Below are 17,835 nucleotides of genomic sequence, written 5' to 3'. Positions count from 1 at the left end.
GGCTTTGGACTGGGCGGGCCTGCGGGATCGTGCCGGGGGGCGAAGATCGACAGGACCGGCCGGCGGCGCACACTGCCATCGACAAACGGAACGACGTTCGGGGACCGCGGAACGAGGGAGAAAGAAGACATGGGGCTGCTCCTTCGAGAAGAGCGGGAGCAGGATTCTCTCTCAGCCGCGGCCTTGCTCAAGCAGGGCGAACCGCGATGCTTTCAAGATGGGGACTCCGCCGCGTATTTACTAGAGCGGCCGCACGAGATCGTCGGCAAGCCTTTGGTAAAATTGGCCGACACCCTGCAGGTCCATCGGTACAACGACGAGCATCATGCCCGAATCGGGCACCGGTGGCGTGCCAGCCCTGCCTAGGCCGATCCAGCACGCCGCCGCCATCGCGCGGCTGCGCAGGATACCGTCACAGCGGAACAGGCAGGCGCGCGTGCTGCCTAGCGCCAGCAGACGCGCGTAATCGTCGCCGCCTCGCCCCAGCGCCGCGTGCAGCGCGCGCAACTTGTTGGCGCCGTTCCGCTGGGCGGGCGCAGTACCAAGGCCATGGGCGTGCGCGAACGCGTCGAGCAGATGGTGGAGGAACCGATCCAGTTCGCGCAGGCCGTTTCCGATCCATTTCGACCGGTGCTGATGACTGATCGGCACGACGCTCTCCGGCCGCGTCGCGGCTTGCCCCATGGGGCCGGCGACGAAGCGCGCGCCCCGGCACAACGTCCGATAGGCGCGATCGAGTTCGGCGGCGCGTCCGTTCGTGTCGGGCATCTCAGAGGGCGAAAGCGTCGAAGGAACCGGCGGGCGCGCTGCTCGTCTCGACCGTCACGTCGACCTGCATGTCGACAAAGTCCTCGGGCGCGCCGAGATAACTGCCCCGCACCGGATGGATCCGGGCGATGTTGCCCGCGACCGCCACCGGGATCAGGCCCGCCCCGCCCATGCTGCCATGGGTGGGATCGAACGGGATCCAGCCGGCACAGGGCAGATACACTTCGGCCCAGGCATGGGTGGTGCCGTGCTGGTCTCCCGGCAGGTCGGGCTGGAGATAGCCAGACACCGCGTGTGCGCCAAAGCCGAGGTGGCGCACCGCCTCGATGAACAGCGTCGCGAAGTCGCGGCACGATCCGCTGCCTCGGTCGAGCGTCTCGTCCGGCGACTGGGTGCCCTCTTCCTCCCGCACCCGATAGGCGAGGCTGGTGGCGATGGCGGTGTTGATCGTCTTGAGCAGCGTCAGCGTATCGGTCGGCCCGGTGCCGCGGAACTTCGCCACCCATGCGCCCACCCGGCTCGCCGCCTGCGGATATTGGGGCAGCCGCAGCCCGCCAAGATCGGCGATATCCGCATCGGAATAGGCAAAGGGAAATTGGTGCGCGGACGGCGCGATGCTGAAAACCGGCCATGCCGCCGCGGAATGATCCACCACCATCCGGCTGTCGATCGTCAGCGTCTGGGTCGCCTCCGCGAAGCTTGCCGTCGCGATCAGGTTGCCGAACACGTCCTGCGTCCAGTCGATCGCGGCCGGCGGCACGCAGCGGAGCTCGGTCGTGAGCAGCCGGAGGTCATGCTGGCCGCGTGGGCACAGCATCATCCGGTGGGGCTGCAGCCAGACCGGCCGCGCATAGCGGTAGCTGGTGCGGTGACGGATGGTCAGCAGCACGGCAGCGCTTTAACGGCGCTCGGCGCGGGCGGTGATCGCCTGCTCCACCGCCTCGCAACCGTGTGCGCTGGCGACGGCAAGGTCGAGCGGCCGCCCGCCGAGCGCCTCGTCATGACTGTTGAGAAAGGCGATCGCCGCATCGCCGCCCAGAAGATTCCAGGCGAGCAGCGTGACGCGGCTCTGCCGCTCGAGGCTGTCCGGCGAGGGGCGCGGCATCCCGAACTTGCTGCGGAACTGCTTGCGGGCCGGCGCGCGCGTCGTCGTCGGTTCGGTCGTCGTGGGATCGGACATCGGCATTCCTTTTTGTCGCGAAGCGCGGGAGGAAGGGGCGCGAAAGCGCAGGCCAGCGCATCGGATCTGCGTTCAAGGCAGCAGAGGATCGAAGGCGGCTGCACGGACCCAGCCCTTCGACTCGCGAAGAAGATCAGCCCTTTTTGGGCAATTGCGCCTGCGGCGTTCCCTTGAGTGAGGGATTGGAAGCATTCTGCTTCGGCGGCTCCGGTTTTTTCGGCTTGCGTGCCTCGCGATTGCCGCGCTGCTGTCCTTTGGCCATGTCGTACTCTCCTGGGTTTTGGGGTCAGATGGACCCCGCGTGCAGATGATGGTCAGTTCGGGAAGCGCGATAGAAGCGGACGAGCTCAGCCCAGGCGGCCGGCGCTGCGGCATCGGCCACGCGCGGCCCTCTGCTTGGCGCAGGACTGAGGGCACGCTAGTTTGAAGGGCCTCATGGGCCGCATGTCGGAAATCGAAGGCATGAGAGCGTTCCGCGTCAGAGCGGGAGCATCGATCGCTCTCGGTCGCGGCCAGGCTCGGGAAGGACGGCGCGATGAGCCCTATATGGGGCCGCCGGGACACATGGGCACCCCCCAGTTGTGCGAAACTCGAAATAGTTTGTGGCGCGCTTGTGATTCAATCGCCAAGACACGACATCGCGTGTGCGATCCTGAAGCTGATGCATCAGCCCTTGTACCGCGGATAGGGCGACAAGGATGACAAGCTGATGTTTCTCGACGATCGCGACGCACAGCCCGGTCAAGAGACAGCCTTGCCGTGGAACACGCCGCCCTCCAATCTGGGTTCGGCCGAATGCCGTTGGTGCTGGCGTTTCATCTACGCACCCGCGATTCCATGTTCGATCAAGGTTCTTCCAGGGCTCGCGGAAATCGCGATTTCTTCGGGGCTTGGTGCCCGATGCAAGTGGGAGCTTGCGACCCGCGTACAGGATGACAGAGTCCCCGCGAAGGTCGGCCGATGAGGGACACGCATCAGCGCTGGACCCAGACCAACATCAACGATCTACGCAGCGGGATCACCGCCGGCATCAGCATCGAAGCCATAGCCGACGCCTTAGGCAGGACGGTGGAAGACACGCAGGCGATGGCATTGCGGCTGCGCCTTCGTGTGACCCCGGAGCGGCCATTCTCGAGCATCTAGGCGCCTTGGCACGCGCGTAAATAGATCGCGCCCGCCCTTGCATCCACGCCGCGCCTCCCGACATTGTGCAGCGCAGCATTCCAACCAGAATCGTGCTGCGTGTCAGGGCTTCCGCCGTGGCCAGGAGAAAAGCCGCATGCGTAACCTGAACGACACTCTGAGCCGCCTTTCCCGCTTCCGCAACAGTGCCGTGGTCGGCGGAACCGCCACCGCGGCAGAAGATCGGCTCTCCGACCTGGTGGCGTTCGGCTCAAACCCCGGCGCGCTCCGAGGGCGCTTCTATCTGCCTCGATCGGGGCAAGCACCATCGGCATTGGTCGTCGTACTGCATGGCTGCACGCAGGATGCCGCCGGCTATGATCACGGTTCGGGCTGGTCCCGTCTCGCCGACGAAGAGGGCTTTGCACTGCTCTATCCTGAGCAGCAGCGCGGCAACAACCCCAACCTCTGCTTCAACTGGTTCAACGCGGGTGATACGCGGCGCGGCGACGGCGAGGCGCTGTCTATCCGCCAGATGGTCGCGACGATGGTGGCAGAGCATGCGATCGATCCGGCCCGCATCTTCGTGACCGGACTGTCGGCGGGCGGCGCGATGGCGTCGGTAATGCTCGCCACCTATCCCGATGTTTTTGCCGGTGGGGCCATTATCGCGGGTCTCCCCTACGGGACCGCATCCTCGATTCCCGAGGCGTTTGATCGCATGCGGGCCCACGGCGGACCTCCGGCGGCGGCGCTCGGCAAACTCGTGACTGCGGCATCTCCACACCAGGGCCCATGGCCGACGATCTCGATTTGGCACGGCGATCGCGACGCAACGGTGAGCCATGCCAATTCGGCCCTGATTGTTGAACAATGGCGCAGCATTCACGGCGTTGCGCCCGAGCCCACCGTTGTCGAGCAGATCGACGGTCATCTCCGCCGCGCCTGGCGTGACGCGCATGGGCGTGAGGTGATCGAGGAATATCGGATCGACGGCTTTGGTCACGGCACACCGCTGAGCACCACGGGTGCGAATGCTTGCGGCAATGTTGGGGCATACATGCTGGAGGCCGGTATTTCCTCGACGTGCCGGATCGCCAGTTTTTGGGGTTTGGCGGCGACCAAGTCAGGAAATCAGACCAATCCGGCCCCTTCACAGCCGTTCTCGGCGCCACAACTGCCGAGAGAGGCCGCACCGGTCATTCATTTCGAAGCACCGCCCCAGCCTCAGCCTCAGCCCGCCTCTAACGGCGTTGGACGGGTGATAGAAGATGCTCTGCGCGCCGCCGGACTGATGCGCTGAGCCGACTTCGCACCGCGCCGGGTAGTGCGCGCTTATAGGAAGCTTCTGGAGGCCTGCGGACGACGATAAGCGGGGGAGCGCAACCGCGGCCCCCCTCCCCCTTCGGCGGACCGAACAACTGCGAAACAGAGCCCCCGAAATGTCCGCTTCTGGGAAGTTCTCGAGCGCCTCCTAACGGCTGAAAGTGGGCGCGCAGCCGCCTAGCCTCCCTTCCCCTACCGCTTCCGACGGCTCCCGACTAGATGGCGTCGTTCGCCGTTCGGGCTTTGAACGGCAGCTTCTGAAAGGACCCGCCATTCGCTTCGTGCGGAGCCGCCTGGCAGCAAAGCGCCCCAATTCCCGCCCTCTGGCCTCACTTGAGGCAATCCTAGAAGCGGCCGTTCTGCGTGGCTCAGGGGGGAGCCTCGGTCGGTTGATCTAGCCGATCATTGCGCCTGCCAGATGCTGCAACTTGTCGGGGTTGCGAACGATGTAGATCGCTGCGATCTTGCCGTCCCGTATATCGAGGGCGGTAGTTTGCACGAGGCCGCGATCGACGCTGATGTAGCCAGGCAGACCATCAATCTCGGCAGTGCGTAGCAGTTGGGCGGTCGGCGCGTTCTTGCGCTGCAGTCCGGCGAACAAGCGCAGCGCGCGATCAACGCCGCGGATCACGTTGCGGAAGGCCATGACCTTGCCGCCGCCGTCCGAGTGGATCTCCACCTCTTGGGCGAGCAGCGACGCAAGTGAGGCGGTATCGCCATCGCGTGCGGCAACGAAGAACGCCTGAGTTATCCGGTCTGCCTCGGCTGCTTCCACGCTGAAGCGCGGTCGCGCGGCCTGGATATGCTTGCGTGCGCGAGAAGCCAGCTGGCGCACAGCAGCCGGCTCCCGACTAAGCGTCACCGCTACGTCGCTCAGAGCCACATCGAATACGTCGTGCAGCAGGAAAGCTGCGCGTTCCAGCGGCGACAGGCGCTCCATCGCGAGCATCAGCGTGACCGTGAGATCGTCGGCGCTCGTTTCATCGGGATCGGTCGAGCCCACCAGCGGGTCTGGCAGCCATGGGCCGATGTAAGTTTCGCGGCGCGAGCGAGCGGATTTCAGGCGATCGAGGCATAGCCGGGTGACGACCCGCGTGAGATAGGCGGCGGGCGAGTCGATGCCACCCTCGACCTGCTCCCATTTCAACCAGCTATCCTGGACCACATCCTCGGCTTCACTGAACGAGCCGAGCATTCGATATGCCAAGCGGAGAAGACGCTTCTGCTCGCACTGAAAGTCGGCCAGGCGAGAACTTGGTCCGATCGTCTGTGCTGACACCTTCACGCTGTCGACCTTCGTCATCTTGCGTCGCTCCAATGGTTCCCCTGATCTGACGAGCCAGCCCGCCGCAGTGTGACATGGTCGCGGGCAGAACCAAAAATCTCTTGAGCATGTCACATCGCCGGAGCCCGCCTCGTCAGTGCAGCGAGCGTCGATTGGACGCTGCTGTGAAAGGAACGATGGCATGAACGAGACCAAGAGGCTGGTGTGGCATGAGGTTGCGCCCGCGGGCGCCAAGGCACTGTTCGGCGTGCACCACTACGTAACAACGGGCACCAACTTGCCGGAAGAGATGATCCACCTCGTGTTCCTGCGCGTGTCGCAGATCAACGGCTGCGCACACTGCATCGACCTGCATACGCGCGACCTGCTCAAGACAATGTCGCTCGACAAGGTGGTGCTGCTGCCGGTGTGGGCTGAGGTGCCCCACCTCTTCGATCCGCGATACCGCGCAGCCCTTGCCTGGGCCGAAGAAGTTACGCGTGTCAGCGAGACCCATGCCTCGGACGACGCCTATGCCGCAGTAGCGGCAGTGTTCGAGCCACGTGACTTGGTCGACCTGACCATCGCGATCGCGGCGATGAACGCCTTCAACCGGCTTGGCGCGCCATTTCGTTTGCCGGTCAAAGCCAAGCCCTGACACTTCCTGACGTATTGGATCTACTGATCATGACCGAACGACTAAATCACATGCGCCAGGTGCCGGCGCTGACGCAGAAGCTCACCGAACTTACCCTCACACTCAAGAAGGGGACAGTCGAGCAGACCATCCTGAGCTTGATCGAGATACGAGCGTCGCAGCTCAATGGCTGTGCCTTCTGCCTCGACATGCACGTCAAACAGGCCAAGCTCCACGGCGAACGCGAGCTGCGCCTCCACCACCTCGCGATCTGGCGTGAATCGACCCTGTTCAGTGATCGCGAGCGCGCTGCACTGACATGGACCGAAGCGCTCACCCGGCTCTCGCCCCACGGCGTGGCAGACGATATCTACGCGGACGCACGCGCGCAGTTCTCGGAAGATGAGCTCGTCTACCTCACCTACATGGTGATGGTGATCAACGCTTGGAATCGCGCCTCGATTGCGTTCCGGTCGGTGCCCGGGTCGCAGGACAAGGCTTTTGGGCTGGATAAATCAGGGCTGTCTTGATCGAGAGCATGAGTTATTCGTCGAGCGGTCGCCCAAAGGCGCTCAAGTGAAATGAACGGCCGCTCGTCCGAAGCTCGCAGTCTTCCGCTTTGCGCCCCCTTGTCGGTCATTCCGCACCGGCGGGGCGCTGCCCCAGAGCGGACGTACGTTCAGCTTCACGCCCGATTGCGGATCCTCTGCGTATGCGTTCTAAACTGCCTCGATGAGACGAAAGGTAGCGCAGGGGGCGGTACTGGCTCTAGCCGCTATGCTCCTATGGGTAGCGAGGGGACTTGGCGCCCGTCATGATGCTGGAGGCGCGTGGGTTCATTCGAAGAACGCGACCCCGCCCCGACCGTCATCGATTAGTCCGCTAACCAGCCGATTGCGGACATGCTGCTCGGAAGCTGAGGCCAAAAGGCTGCCGAACCGCTTTCGCCCGATTGTTGCCGTTGATAGCTCAGCACCATCGCCTCGACGCTGGCTGCGGTGCTAATTGGAGCGCTTATTTGCGGGCCTTCACTTTGCAGGCGCCCTCGTTGGTGCGATCCAGAGAGCTCGGGCCCCTTGGTCAAGAACAAACGAAGCTTGGCGAAATATAGCCATGCCAACTAGCCCGTCCCCAGTCCCCGCTCTTAGGGGACAATTACACACCGGTACGTCATGGAAAGCCATGTTGCCCAAGCGCACGGAAGGCAGGCTCTCATAATCGACAGCGGAAAGATTTCCGTGGAGGTCCATGATATGTTTTTTTGTGCGCGGTCCCGATCGCGATAGGCGCTTCCAGACCTCAGGCTCCACGGCGACGCCGCCATCGAAGCCAAGATCGATCCTCAACAGCAGGACTTCGGTGCCTATCATGACCTTGACTTGCGCTTCGCGGTTTTCGAGTCCCACTCGATAGTAAGGAGCCGGGGGGTGCGCTGCACCGGACGGCCCTATCGAGAAAGAGGAGTTCGAGGGCGAGATTGAAAAACCTAAACCTTTGAACAGATCGCCGCCTAGAATGAGATCTACTTTTTTCCCGGCAACCATCGTCGCGCCAGAAAGACTGGTGGAAAAAAGTGGCATTCGGAACTGTGCCTGACCCGGGATGACGATCTCAACCGGCTCGGTAAGCGCCATTGTTGAAGTACCTTGAGCCGTATTTAACGGCTTGGGAGCGCCATCGGTTCTTACTCCCAACGATATCACGAAATCATTGCTAATAAGACTATTTTGCGCTTGGTTGTCGAGCAAAGCCCACACTTCGCGACCATTCACCTTTGCGCGAAACAAGATATGGTTTCCCGAAAATACGAATGGCGTTGGAAAGCTGGCCTCCGTACTATCAGGGCGGACCACCTCGGTCTTATTTCCTTTGGGCTCGATCGACGACTGTGCTCTTGCAGCGATATTTGCACAAGTTAGCAGTGCGGCTAACAACAACGGGACAGTAAAAACTCTCATAGGAACTCACCGCGTTATGGGGAGGCGCATAATTCGTAATGCGCCTCCCTCGCGCTTAATTTTGCCCGTTCTTTTTGAGCTTCGCAACGAATCCAATCTCGCCAGGCTGACTTCCGGCGAAGAATGTGATCGAGACGTCATAACCGTTGACGTTGGCCACAGTGTAGGTTGTATCCATTCGGAAGGTATCCTTCTGAATGTTGTAATTCATCGAACTGGAGAAGCCATTATTCCCGACCTCAACCCCTAGATTTTCTAGACGAAAATTCTCAAGGCCGTTAAATGATCCGCTGAAATCAGCATATCCGCCGTTGTTCCCCTCTATATTGACGTGAAAGTCGAACTTTTTGATACTAGGGTCATAGGCGTAATCTACTGGAACGTTATCGGCAACTTCTGCAGGAACATCTTGGGCGCCACCGGCTACACTATCGATTTCCGCATCGGACAACTCACGAAGGCTGGCACTTTGAGTTAGCATTTTGGATCTCCAACTGAAAGTTTTGTCCGCATGAGGTCGAGCGCGGGCCTTGTTTCTCCTAAAGGAACAAGGCTCGATCAATATCGAGTAGCATCTCTCGACATCGATTCTGCGACCAATTTATTGAATATATCCAAAATCCCTCTTTCCCCGCTGCGGCAATTTGCATAATCTTTGACGTGCTCCCCTTTTCTCCTCCACTCATAAGTAGAGTCCGGGACTGCCAGGATGCCCTGGCGGGTGGGTTTGCACAACGCGCTTGGCGGCATCGGCAGGCGTCAGCCCGCCTATGCCGCTATGAGGCCGCACATGATTGTAGTCGTTTCGCCAGTTGCTCAGCACCGAGCGGGCATGGCTCAGCGAGGCGAACAGCGTCTCGTTCAGGCACTCGTCGCGCAAGCGACCGTTGAAGCTCTCGATGTAGCCATTCTGCTGCGGCTTGCCCGGCGCGATGTAATGCCACTCGATCTGCCGGTCCTGCGCCCAGCGCAGGATCGCCAGGCTGGTCAGTTCGGTCCCGTTGTCGCTGACGATCATCAGGGGCCTGCCGCGCACCGCGATGATCGCGTCGAGCTCGCGAGCGACACGAGCGCCCGACAGCGAGGTATCTACCACCAGTGCCAGGTTCTCCCGCGTGAAGTCGTCGACGACGGCAAGGATGCGGATGCGCCGGTTGCACACTAGCGTATCGCTCACAAAGTCCAGGCTCCACCGCTGGTTCGGCCCCTGCGGGTGCGCCATCGGCGCCCGCGTGCCCATCGCCCGTTTGCGGCCGCGGCGACGACGCACCCGCAGATTCTCCTCGCGATACAGCCGCAGCAGTTTCTTGTGGTTCATGACGATCCCTTCTCGGGCCAGCATGATCCCAAGCCGCCGATAGCCGAACCGACGGCGCTCAAGCGCGATCTCGCGAAGCTGCGACCGCAGGTCGCCATCATCACTACGCCGATGCGCATAGCGCATCGACGACCGGTCCACGCTCAGAATGGCGCATGCCCGACGCTCGCTGATGCCGAAGATCTGCCGCACGTCCTCGACAGCCCTTCGGCGAGCGGCAGGCTTCACCAGTTTTTTGCGGCAACTTCCTTCAGCACCGCATTGTCGAGCATCGCATCGGCCAGCAGCCGTTTCAGCCGCGCGTTCTCGTCCTCGAGCACCTTCAGCTTGCGCGCCTGCGACACGTCCATGCCGCCATACGTCGCCTTCCACTTGTAGAACGTCGCGCTGCTTACACCGTGCTTCCGACACACGTCTGCCGTCGACGACCCGGCCTCCTGCTCGCGTAAGATCCCGATGATCTGCTCTTCCGTAAACCTGCTGCGCTTCATCTCCGTCCTCCTTAGTCGAGGACTCTACCTCAAACTGGAGGAGTTTCAGGGGAGCACGTCACGCGGCGCCCATGTCCGCGTTCTCACCCGCGATCCCGCCAAGACCAGCTTTCCGGCCGGCGTCGAGGTTGAGCAGGGCGACCTGCTGGACATCGATGCCATGCGCGCCGCGTTCGCGGGCGTCCGCACGCTGTTCCTGCTGAACGCGGTGACCGGCGACGAATTCACCCAGGCGCTCATAACCCTCAACCTTGCCCGCGCGGTCGGGGTGGACCGGGTCGTCTACCTGTCGGTCTTCGACGCCGACGGGGCGGTCAACGTTCCGCACTTCGCGGTGAAGTCGGGCGCCGAGCGGATGCTGGCGGCGATGGATTTCGGCGCGACGATCCTGCGGCCGACCTATTTCATCGACAACGAAGCGATGGTGAAGGACGTAATCCTACAGCACGGCGTCTACCCGATGCCGATCGGCAGCAAGGGCGTCGCCATGGTGGATACTCGCGACATTGCGGAGTTCGCCGCGCTCGAACTGCTGCGCCGCGACCGCGCGCCCGAGAAGCTTCCGATCGAGAAGATCAACCTGGTCGGGCCCGATACGCTCACGGGCGAAAGCGTCGCGGCGATCTGGTCCGACGTGCTGGGCCGTCCGGTCGTCTATGGCGGTGATGACCCCAGCGGGTTCGAGCAGAACATGGCGACCTTTCTGCCGCGCTGGACCGCTTATGAAATGCGCCTGATGGCGGAGCGCTATGTCAGCGACGGCATGATCCCGGACGATGGGGATCGCGAACGCCTGACCACAATGCTCGGCCGCCCGCTGCACAGCTATCGGGAAACCGCTACCGCGTTAGCGGTAGCCTAAATGATAACGGGAGATGCCAGTCTTCGGATCGAGTATCCGGCGACTGGCACGCGTCGGCAATCCCATGCCGGTCGCGGTCGGCGCCCATTTGCGACCAACACATCGCGCGGGTGCGCGCCTAAGCCGCTGCAAACCGTTCTAAATCACGATACTTGGCGCCTTGGAAGCGGCAGGTTTTAACAGAAGCTGCCGCTGGAAGCACGGGAGGCGAACGACGCAAGTAGGTCGACTGCTGCCGGCAGTTCGTGGGACGAAGCGGTCGTTCCGAAACAGCTTGCTAAACGACGGTCTCTGACAACAGCCGCCGTTCGTGTACTGGGCCTTAATCGGTTCGCTTCCGGTGAACAGCGGGCCTCTTGCTATTGGCGAGATGACCCGTCCTGGCCATTCACCGCGGCGGAAGCGGTCGTTCGTTCAGGTGCTGCTTGGCGCTCGAAACTTGGCCGTTGGTTGGCAATCCGCGCGCTTGGAGCCGAGGTGAAAAACTACAGCTCCACTCGATATCGGTGGCGTTTACTGAGCCGCAGGCTCAACGGGAGCGGCCGTTCGCATCCGCTGATGGGAACGGCTTGAGTTGGTCAGGAGCTTCGTTAGTCGACAGCGCTACGTCGCCTGAGCGTTGCGGGAGCAGTGAAAATGCCTCATCCCCACCGAGCCTGTACGAACCGGCATATATCGACCGCCAGCTGATCGTCCTCCGGCGTGTTGCCCTGGAACCCTCCGTGCGGCATCGCCTCGAACACGTGCAGTTCGGCGGCCACGTTTGCCTGACGCAGCGCCCGGTGCATTCGTACCGCATTGGACAGGAACAGGTCGCGGGTGCCGGATTGGACGAAGGCCGGCGGAAAGTCCGTCAAGTCTCCGAACAGGGGCGAGAGATAGGGGTCCGACAGATCCGCCCCACCGGCATAGAGTTCATTGTTCCGCATCAGCGACGTGGGCAGCACCACATCGACCATCTGATTGACCTGGAAGCTGTCGCCGGATTCGGTCAGATCCACCTGCGGGGAAAGCAGGATCAACCCGGCAGGCATGGGAAACCCTTCCTCTTTGGCGCGAAGGAGCATCGCGGCGGCGAGGTTGCCGCCCGCAGACCGTCCGCCCACGACGATGCGCGACGGCGGGTGCCGCTCCAGCACATAGCGATACGCAGCTAACGCATCGTCCAAGCCTGCAGGATAGGGATGCTCGGGCGGCATCCGATAGTCGACGCCGTAGCAGATCGCCTGATGTTGATCCGCCTGCATCTGCGCTTGCATCCAACAGGCCTCGCCGCCGCCCAACACGAATGCTCCGCCATGGAAATCGACATAGGCACGATCCGGCACACCCAGGGTTTCGGGCGTCGCGACATGGATCGTGGCCGTACCGGTTCGAACGGTCTCGACGGTGGCGCGCAAGGTGCCGGCAAGCCCCTTCACCGCTGCCGCATAGTGACCTTCCGCGGCGGCCTTGAGCTGCATCCAGCCGGCATGGTCGTCCGGTGATGGCATGGTGTAGCGCGCATTCAGCGGAACGCCGTCCTCGTCTACCTGCCGCTCGAGACGGACCCGCGCTTCCTTGCTTACCGACGAGGGGAACGGGATCCGCCGGGCTTGAACCAGTACGCCGTTTTTCTGGTCGCTCATGTCGTTACGCTACTCGCCATGCTTGCCGGGTCGCGGGTACACCGTCCTGCTGACCTTGGTGGGGCTGCTGCTGTAGCGCGCCCTCCCCGATATCCGCAAACGAACCCGGCCTTGGAGACGGCCCTCCCTCTGATCCAGAAGGAAGGCCGCTCCGGTCCCGGCCGCTCAGATGCCTTGATCGTAATCGGTCGCGCGCGTCACCGTTTCCCAGCGATCGATCTCGTCGATCACCGCGTCGAGCTTCTCGCGGGCGCGTCGCAGCGCATCGCTCCCGAGCAGCAGGTGCAGCGGCGGGTTGGGCGCATCGACCAGTTCGAGGATTGCCGCGGCCGCCTTATCCGGATCGCCGATCTGGCGCCCGGCCATCGCATCCAGCCGTGCGATCCCGGACCCGACGCTTTCCGCATAATGCGCGCCGGCGCCCTGGCTGCGCCGGATCGAATGGTCGCTGAGAAAATCGGTACGGAAAGCACCGGGCGCGATCGCCGTGGCCTTGAGACCGAATGGCGCGATTTCCTGCGCCAAGCTCTGCGTCAGCCCTTCGAGCGCCGACTTCGTCGCGGAATAGAGGCCGGAGGACCCCGCCGGGGCGCGCCCCGCGATCGAGGTGATGCTGAGGATGTGACCGCTGCCCTGCCGGCGCAGTGCCGGAAGTGCTGCCCGGATCACCGCGAAAGGCGCGAAGACGTTGACCGCGAAGAGCCGCTGGAACTCCGCATCGGTCGCCTCCTCCAGCGCGCCGAGCAGGCCGTAGCCGGCATTGTTGACCAGCACGTCGATGCGCCCCGCCTTGTCGAAGGCCGCGTCTACGGCAGGCGCGATCGCCGCCGCGTCGGTCAGGTCGACGGGAATGACATGCAGCGTGCCGCTGCCCGCATCAAGGTCCGGCGCCCCCTCGCGGACCGTACCGGCGACGGTATCGCCGCGCGCCAGCGCCGCCTGCGCGAGTGCCTTGCCGAGGCCGCGGGAAATGCCGGTAATGAACCATGTCTTCATTGCTGTTCTCCTTCGCCGCCGGATGTAGGCCTTCCGTGGGACTGGATAATCGGACAGCTGCTACCCGGGCTTGTAAGGCCAGCTTCACAATGCTGAGATGCGCCGCATGATCCATCCCAGCGAGTTCGGCGCCCTGCGCGCCTTTGCGGCCGTGGCCGAGCAGCGGAGTTTCAGCCGGGCGGCCGAGCAGCTGGGGGTTTCCTCCTCGGCGCTGAGCCAGTTGATCCGCGGGCTGGAGGAGCGGCTGGGCATCCGGTTGCTCCATCGGACCACCCGCAGCGTCTCGCTCACCGAAGCCGGCGCCGCCCTGCTTGCCGAGGTCGCGCCGGCGATCGACAGCCTGGCGGGCGCGCTGGAACAGGCCCGCAGTGCCGCGCGGCAGCCGACCGGCACCGTGCGCCTGCACTGCTTCCATGCCGCCGCCGACCGGTTCGTGGTGCCGATCCTGCCGAAACTGGCGCGCGCCTTCCCCGACATCACGCTGGACCTCACCATCGACGACATGGTCGTCGATCTCGTCGGCAGCGGCTATGATGCCGGGATCCGCATCGGCGAACTGATCGAGAGGGACATGGTCGCACTCCGGCTCGGCGGTGACATCCGGCAGCTGGCGGTCGCGGCACCCGCCTATCTCGCCGAGCACGGGGTTCCGCAAACACCGAAGGACCTGCTGCAGCATCGCTGCATCCGCTGGCGCTGGCCGGGGCAGCCGGGCCCCTATGCGTGGGAGTTCTTCGAGAAGGGGCACTGGTTCTCGGTCGCCGTGGAAGGCCCGCTGATCACCAGCAGCCGCGCGGTAATGGTGGACGCGGCGCTGGCTGGCGTCGGCATCGCCTTTCTCAAGGAGGAGTCCGTGGTCGACGCCTTCGCCCGGGGCGAGCTCGTCCCGCTCCTGACGGGCTGGTCGGTCCCCTTTCCCGGCTATTATCTGTGCTATCCCCAGCAGCGGCAGATGGCGCCGGCCCTGCGCGCGGTGATCGACACGATCAGCGCAGCGGTTCCCGATTAAGCCCCTGACCGCGTCTCCGGCGGGCAGCCTTGTGCTCACGTTCGAAGGCCGTCGCGAAATTCGTCGGCCAGATGATCAACGAAGCTCCTGACCTTCAGCGCGACATATCGGCTGGTAGGATAGACGGCATGGACTGCCAGATCTGCGATCTCGCTGTCCGGCAGTAGCGCTACCAGCCCGCCGGAGGCGAGATCTTCGTCGAAGACGAAGCTCGGGCCATAGGTGATGCCGAGGCCGGCCCGTGCGGCAGCGAGCAACATCCTCATATTGTTCGCCCGCATTCGAACGGGTCCGTCGATCCGCTGCCGCCCCCCGTCGGAGGAAGCGATACTCCAGTCGCCCTGAGACACCGCGTCGCTGAACACCAGCCGGGGCGCACGCCGCACCGCTTCGATGGTTGGTAGAAGCGCGTGCCGCTCGATACAGTCTGGTGACGCGCAGAAGACCATCTTACACGGTGCGAGACGACGCGCGACCAGATCGGAGTCGCGGAGCTGACCGATCCGGATCGCGACATCGATCCCCTCCGCCAGCAGATCGACATACCGATCGTCCAGCATCACCTCCACCGACACTTCAGGATGCAGGGCCATATAGCGTCCGACGGCCCCGCTCAGGTGCATCTCGCCGAAGGTGACCGGCGCAGCGACACGGAGCACTCCGCGGACTGTCTCCCTCGCGTCCGAGGCCTCGCGTCGCGCATCTTCGTACGCTTCCAATATCCGCTTGCTCCGATCGTAATAGGCGCGCCCGGCCTCCGTCAGGGCCAAGCTACGGGTGGTTCGCTGCAGGAGGCGCACGCCAAGCTCGGCCTCGAGGGCCGCGACGTGCTTGCCTGCCATCGAGGCGGACAGTCCAAGGCGCCGCGCTGCAGCGATCAGGCTGCCCGCCTCCGCAGCGGCGACGAATACGCCCATGCTAGCAAGCCGATCCATCAGGCAACCATCCTATCCAATTGTTATCAGCTGATGATATAAATCGATTGATTATAGAAGATTCATATAGGCCATACATCGCTGGGGGCGGCAAGGCGCCGCAGCAACAAGATGAAGGCACATCCATGAAGTTCACATCCAACGGCATCCACATCAACGTCGAGGTCCAGGGCGAAGGCGAGCCGACGCTGGTCTTTCTCCATTATTGGGGCGGCTCAGCCCGTACGTGGCGACATGTTGCGGCAACGCTCGCCCCCGCCTACCGCGTCGTGGCCACAGACCATCGCGGATGGGGAGACTCCGATGCACCGCAAAGCGGATATGCGCTGGCAGACCTCGCCGCAGACGCACTGGGCGTGATCGACGCCCTTGGCCTGACGCGCTATGTCCTCGTCGGACACTCGATGGGCGGCAAGGTGGCCCAGTGGATCGCGGCACAGCGCCCGGACGCGCTGGTCGGCCTCGTCCTCGTCGCGCCCGCGCCGCCGACGCCGATCGCCTTGCCTGATCTTGCCCGCGAGATGATGGCGAGCGCCTATGATTCCCGCAGCAGCGTGGAAGCAACGATCGATCAGGTCCTCGCCGGAAGCCCGCTTTCTCCGGCAGATCGCGCCCAGGTGATTGCCGACAGCCTGCGCGGTGCGCCGCAGGCGAAGAAGGCTTGGCCTGGCGCAACGAGCCTGGAAGACATCACGGCGTTGGTACACCGGATCGACGTGCCGACCCTGGTCATCAGCGGTGCGCTTGATCGCATTGACACACCCGCGACGCTGGAGGCCGAATTGCTGCCGCGCATCCCGCATGCGACGCTCCACATCCTGCCGGATACGGGGCATCTGTCCCCGCTGGAAGCACCGGCGGCCCTCGCGACGCTGATCGCGGGCTTCGTCGATCGCTTGCATTGATTCCCAGAGACTTGCCCCCGCATCGCCATCGCAGAAGCCTTCGTTGCGCAGACATTTTGCGTCAAATCTGTCGAAGCCCGATGTAGCGTCGACACGCTGCATCTGACAGTGGCGCGAGCCTACCCGCTGGCCTGATAACCCGATGAGATATCAAACAGCTCCGCCCCCCCAGAGATAAGGGAGATGGACCGGATGTGGGACGAAGCCGCCATTCCCGAGTTCCGGGCTGAACGTCAGGCCTCGCCAGGAGCCGACATTCAGCGTCTGGTGGATCGCCCTCGCACAGCGGCTGCAACTGGGCCGCCTCCTGCCAGTCCGGTCTGTGATGGTCGGGCCTGGAAAGCTGCCGATCGCCTTCCGACCAACTCAAGACGTTCAGCGTCGGTGTTGCGAGCGTCGGCTTTCGCGAAAACCCGCCATCCGGGTAGCACAAACCGGCCGGTCGGCTTTGCGCCCTACTTTCAGACGCTCAGCCGGCCCAACGCACCTCCCGAAAGCGGACGCAGACTGAATGGTGCGAAGGGGTGGCTCCTAGCTGCCCGGAGTGGCGAGACTCGACCACAACGAGCCATTCCTTAGAGAGAGTTTAAAGTCCACCTCTGCCAGAAGCCGACCTCAAGAGTTGGATGCTGCCCAGCACTTCGCCGGGCGGCATCCGAGCGTCAGCCCTGCGCTGCCATGCTCCGGACAACGTCGGCGGCACTGATGCCTTCCAGAGCCAGGCCATAGCCGCCATCGGCTTCGATGATCCGGCGCAGGCCCTGAGTCAGTGCGATGCGGGTATAGCGGCTGGTCAGCGGCGGCAGAGCGGCGATCCCATCAGCGATCTCGTGCGCGCGCTCAAGCAGGCGGTCCGCCGGCACGATCTCGTTGACGACGCCCCATTCCTTCGCGGTCTCGGCATCAAGCAGCTGCCGGGTCAGCAGGAAGTAGCGGCCACGGATCGAGCCGATCACATGCGGCCACAGGGCGTGGACGCCGTCGCCCGGAACGATGCCGAACTCGAAGTGCGGCTTGTCCTGGAACACCGTCTCGGGCGTCGCGAGCACGATGTCGGTGAGCAGCGCATATTCGCTGTGGAGCAGCACCGGGCCGTTGAGCGCGCTGATCATCGGCACCTCAATGTCGAGGATGTTGCTCAGGATTTTGCGCCCTTCGCGCAGAATTTTGTCATAACCCTGGGGGCTGAAGAAATCGAAGCCGTCCGGGCTGATCGTGTCCATGAACGCATCGCCCGTCCCCGTCAGGATGACGACGCGGTTCTCGCGATCCTCGCCGATCGCATGGAACAGCTCCACGAACTGCTCATGGGTGTGGCCGTCGAAGACGAGCTTGCCGCCATCGGTGTGGAGAGCGACTTCGAGCACGCCATTGGCCTTGCGGATGAGGCGGGCGTTGGAGAAGGCGTCGCGATAGGTGTCGAAGCGGGCCATGAT

The 17,835-nt window shown here is 63.4% G+C and carries 19 protein-coding genes; 7 read left to right on the top strand and 12 right to left on the bottom strand.

Going from position 1 to position 17,835, the window contains the following annotated elements; all coding sequences use genetic code 11:
• Nucleotides 1-240 precede the first annotated feature (240 nt).
• The 4 genes from ACX40Y_RS17230 to ACX40Y_RS17215 all read right to left on the bottom strand — a co-directional run bounded on the left by ACX40Y_RS17230 (nucleotide 241) and on the right by ACX40Y_RS17215 (nucleotide 2,210).
• Complete coding sequence (locus tag ACX40Y_RS17230; protein ID WP_459120808.1) at nucleotides 241-768, bottom strand: hypothetical protein; 528 nt, start codon at nucleotides 766-768, stop codon at nucleotides 241-243.
• Between the two features lies 1 nt (nucleotide 769).
• Nucleotides 770-1,657: a transglutaminase family protein gene (locus tag ACX40Y_RS17225; protein WP_459120807.1), complete on the bottom strand. Its 888-nt coding sequence runs from the start codon at nucleotides 1,655-1,657 to the stop codon at nucleotides 770-772.
• Nucleotides 1,658-1,666: 9 nt separating this feature from the next.
• Nucleotides 1,667-1,948 (bottom strand): hypothetical protein, encoded by a 282-nt coding sequence (locus ACX40Y_RS17220; RefSeq protein WP_459120806.1) that lies wholly within the window; start codon nucleotides 1,946-1,948, stop codon nucleotides 1,667-1,669.
• Nucleotides 1,949-2,081: 133 nt separating this feature from the next.
• Nucleotides 2,082-2,210, bottom strand: a complete 129-nt coding sequence (locus ACX40Y_RS17215; RefSeq protein WP_459120805.1) for a hypothetical protein — start codon at nucleotides 2,208-2,210, stop codon at nucleotides 2,082-2,084.
• A 698-nt stretch (nucleotides 2,211-2,908) separates the two neighbouring features.
• On the opposite strand from ACX40Y_RS17215, the gene ACX40Y_RS17210 reads away from it, so the two are divergent.
• Both ACX40Y_RS17210 and ACX40Y_RS17205 read left to right on the top strand, forming a co-directional pair.
• On the top strand, nucleotides 2,909-3,091 hold the full coding sequence (locus tag ACX40Y_RS17210; RefSeq protein ID WP_459120804.1) for a hypothetical protein: 183 nt from the start codon (nucleotides 2,909-2,911) through the stop codon (nucleotides 3,089-3,091).
• Nucleotides 3,092-3,227: 136 nt separating this feature from the next.
• Nucleotides 3,228-4,373 (top strand): extracellular catalytic domain type 1 short-chain-length polyhydroxyalkanoate depolymerase, encoded by a 1,146-nt coding sequence (locus ACX40Y_RS17205; protein WP_459120803.1) that lies wholly within the window; start codon nucleotides 3,228-3,230, stop codon nucleotides 4,371-4,373.
• 417 nt (nucleotides 4,374-4,790) lie between these two features.
• Here ACX40Y_RS17205 and ACX40Y_RS17200 read toward each other — a convergent pair whose 3' ends face one another.
• Nucleotides 4,791-5,699, bottom strand: coding sequence for a sigma-70 family RNA polymerase sigma factor (locus ACX40Y_RS17200; RefSeq protein ID WP_459120802.1), 909 nt, complete (start codon nucleotides 5,697-5,699; stop codon nucleotides 4,791-4,793).
• A 163-nt stretch (nucleotides 5,700-5,862) separates the two neighbouring features.
• On the opposite strand from ACX40Y_RS17200, the gene ACX40Y_RS17195 reads away from it, so the two are divergent.
• Both ACX40Y_RS17195 and ACX40Y_RS17190 read left to right on the top strand, forming a co-directional pair.
• A complete protein-coding gene (locus tag ACX40Y_RS17195) occupies nucleotides 5,863-6,318 on the top strand; it encodes a carboxymuconolactone decarboxylase family protein (protein ID WP_459120801.1) in 456 nt (151 codons plus the stop codon).
• A 14-nt stretch (nucleotides 6,319-6,332) separates the two neighbouring features.
• Nucleotides 6,333-6,827 (top strand): carboxymuconolactone decarboxylase family protein, encoded by a 495-nt coding sequence (locus tag ACX40Y_RS17190; RefSeq protein WP_459120800.1) that lies wholly within the window; start codon nucleotides 6,333-6,335, stop codon nucleotides 6,825-6,827.
• A gap of 498 nt (nucleotides 6,828-7,325) precedes the next feature.
• On the opposite strand, the gene ACX40Y_RS17185 is transcribed toward ACX40Y_RS17190, so the two are convergent.
• The 3 genes from ACX40Y_RS17185 to ACX40Y_RS17175 form a co-directional block, all read right to left on the bottom strand.
• Nucleotides 7,326-8,084: an aspartyl protease family protein gene (locus tag ACX40Y_RS17185; RefSeq protein ID WP_459120799.1), complete on the bottom strand. Its 759-nt coding sequence runs from the start codon at nucleotides 8,082-8,084 to the stop codon at nucleotides 7,326-7,328.
• Between the two features lie 226 nt (nucleotides 8,085-8,310).
• Nucleotides 8,311-8,736, bottom strand: a complete 426-nt coding sequence (locus ACX40Y_RS17180) for a hypothetical protein (RefSeq protein WP_459120798.1) — start codon at nucleotides 8,734-8,736, stop codon at nucleotides 8,311-8,313.
• 201 nt (nucleotides 8,737-8,937) lie between these two features.
• A protein-coding gene (locus ACX40Y_RS17175; protein WP_459120797.1) for an IS3 family transposase occupies nucleotides 8,938-10,064 on the bottom strand; the annotation gives its coding sequence in 2 pieces (ribosomal slippage) (nucleotides 8,938-9,812 and nucleotides 9,812-10,064; 1,128 coding nt in all).
• Between ACX40Y_RS17175 and ACX40Y_RS17170 the strand changes: the two genes are divergently transcribed.
• Complete coding sequence (locus ACX40Y_RS17170) at nucleotides 10,030-10,926, top strand: NmrA family NAD(P)-binding protein (protein WP_459120796.1); 897 nt, start codon at nucleotides 10,030-10,032, stop codon at nucleotides 10,924-10,926. The two genes, ACX40Y_RS17175 and ACX40Y_RS17170, sit on opposite strands and share 35 nt — an antisense overlap.
• 641 nt (nucleotides 10,927-11,567) lie before the next feature.
• Here ACX40Y_RS17170 and ACX40Y_RS17165 read toward each other — a convergent pair.
• Nucleotides 11,568-12,554 (bottom strand): alpha/beta hydrolase, encoded by a 987-nt coding sequence (locus ACX40Y_RS17165; RefSeq protein WP_459120795.1) that lies wholly within the window; start codon nucleotides 12,552-12,554, stop codon nucleotides 11,568-11,570.
• 165 nt (nucleotides 12,555-12,719) lie between these two features.
• Nucleotides 12,720-13,550, bottom strand: coding sequence for an oxidoreductase (locus tag ACX40Y_RS17160; RefSeq protein WP_459120794.1), 831 nt, complete (start codon nucleotides 13,548-13,550; stop codon nucleotides 12,720-12,722).
• Between the two features lie 106 nt (nucleotides 13,551-13,656).
• Between ACX40Y_RS17160 and ACX40Y_RS17155 the strand changes: the two genes are divergently transcribed.
• Nucleotides 13,657-14,559, top strand: a complete 903-nt coding sequence (locus tag ACX40Y_RS17155; protein WP_459120793.1) for a LysR family transcriptional regulator — start codon at nucleotides 13,657-13,659, stop codon at nucleotides 14,557-14,559.
• 35 nt (nucleotides 14,560-14,594) lie between these two features.
• Here the strand turns inward: ACX40Y_RS17155 and ACX40Y_RS17150 are convergent, their stop codons facing one another.
• The gene (locus ACX40Y_RS17150; RefSeq protein ID WP_459120792.1) at nucleotides 14,595-15,494 is read right to left on the bottom strand and encodes a LysR family transcriptional regulator; all 900 of its coding nucleotides are present in this window, start codon (nucleotides 15,492-15,494) and stop codon (nucleotides 14,595-14,597) included.
• A 20-nt stretch (nucleotides 15,495-15,514) separates the two neighbouring features.
• Between ACX40Y_RS17150 and ACX40Y_RS17145 the strand changes: the two genes are divergently transcribed.
• Nucleotides 15,515-16,399: an alpha/beta fold hydrolase gene (locus ACX40Y_RS17145; RefSeq protein ID WP_459120791.1), complete on the top strand. Its 885-nt coding sequence runs from the start codon at nucleotides 15,515-15,517 to the stop codon at nucleotides 16,397-16,399.
• A gap of 662 nt (nucleotides 16,400-17,061) precedes the next feature.
• On the opposite strand, the gene ACX40Y_RS17140 is transcribed toward ACX40Y_RS17145, so the two are convergent.
• Nucleotides 17,062-17,832 carry an enoyl-CoA hydratase/isomerase family protein gene (locus tag ACX40Y_RS17140; protein ID WP_459120790.1) on the bottom strand — a complete coding sequence of 257 codons (771 nt, stop codon included), beginning with the start codon at nucleotides 17,830-17,832 and terminating at the stop codon, nucleotides 17,062-17,064.
• Between the last annotated feature and the right edge of the window lie 3 nt (nucleotides 17,833-17,835).

Source organism: Sphingomonas sp. RS6, assembly GCF_054489705.1.
Note: the sequence above shows the minus strand (reverse complement) of the source record. Positions and strands in the feature narration are given on the sequence as shown.

Bases quoted from the DNA above. Each gene is read 5' to 3' on its own strand.
- ACX40Y_RS17230 (WP_459120808.1), bottom strand. From the start codon at position 768: ATGCCCGACACGAACGGACGCGCCGCCGAACTCGATCGCGCCTATCGG.
- ACX40Y_RS17220 (WP_459120806.1), bottom strand. From the start codon at position 1,948: ATGTCCGATCCCACGACGACCGAACCGACGACGACGCGCGCGCCGGCC.
- ACX40Y_RS17215 (WP_459120805.1), bottom strand. From the start codon at position 2,210: ATGGCCAAAGGACAGCAGCGCGGCAATCGCGAGGCACGCAAGCCGAAA.
- ACX40Y_RS17210 (WP_459120804.1), top strand. From the start codon at position 2,909: ATGAGGGACACGCATCAGCGCTGGACCCAGACCAACATCAACGATCTA.
- ACX40Y_RS17205 (WP_459120803.1), top strand. From the start codon at position 3,228: ATGCGTAACCTGAACGACACTCTGAGCCGCCTTTCCCGCTTCCGCAAC.
- ACX40Y_RS17200 (WP_459120802.1), bottom strand. From the start codon at position 5,699: ATGACGAAGGTCGACAGCGTGAAGGTGTCAGCACAGACGATCGGACCA.
- ACX40Y_RS17195 (WP_459120801.1), top strand. From the start codon at position 5,863: ATGAACGAGACCAAGAGGCTGGTGTGGCATGAGGTTGCGCCCGCGGGC.
- ACX40Y_RS17180 (WP_459120798.1), bottom strand. From the start codon at position 8,736: ATGCTAACTCAAAGTGCCAGCCTTCGTGAGTTGTCCGATGCGGAAATC.
- ACX40Y_RS17170 (WP_459120796.1), top strand. From the start codon at position 10,030: ATGATCTGCTCTTCCGTAAACCTGCTGCGCTTCATCTCCGTCCTCCTT.
- ACX40Y_RS17165 (WP_459120795.1), bottom strand. From the start codon at position 12,554: ATGAGCGACCAGAAAAACGGCGTACTGGTTCAAGCCCGGCGGATCCCG.
- ACX40Y_RS17160 (WP_459120794.1), bottom strand. From the start codon at position 13,550: ATGAAGACATGGTTCATTACCGGCATTTCCCGCGGCCTCGGCAAGGCA.
- ACX40Y_RS17155 (WP_459120793.1), top strand. From the start codon at position 13,657: ATGATCCATCCCAGCGAGTTCGGCGCCCTGCGCGCCTTTGCGGCCGTG.
- ACX40Y_RS17150 (WP_459120792.1), bottom strand. From the start codon at position 15,494: ATGGATCGGCTTGCTAGCATGGGCGTATTCGTCGCCGCTGCGGAGGCG.
- ACX40Y_RS17140 (WP_459120790.1), bottom strand. From the start codon at position 17,832: ATGGCCCGCTTCGACACCTATCGCGACGCCTTCTCCAACGCCCGCCTC.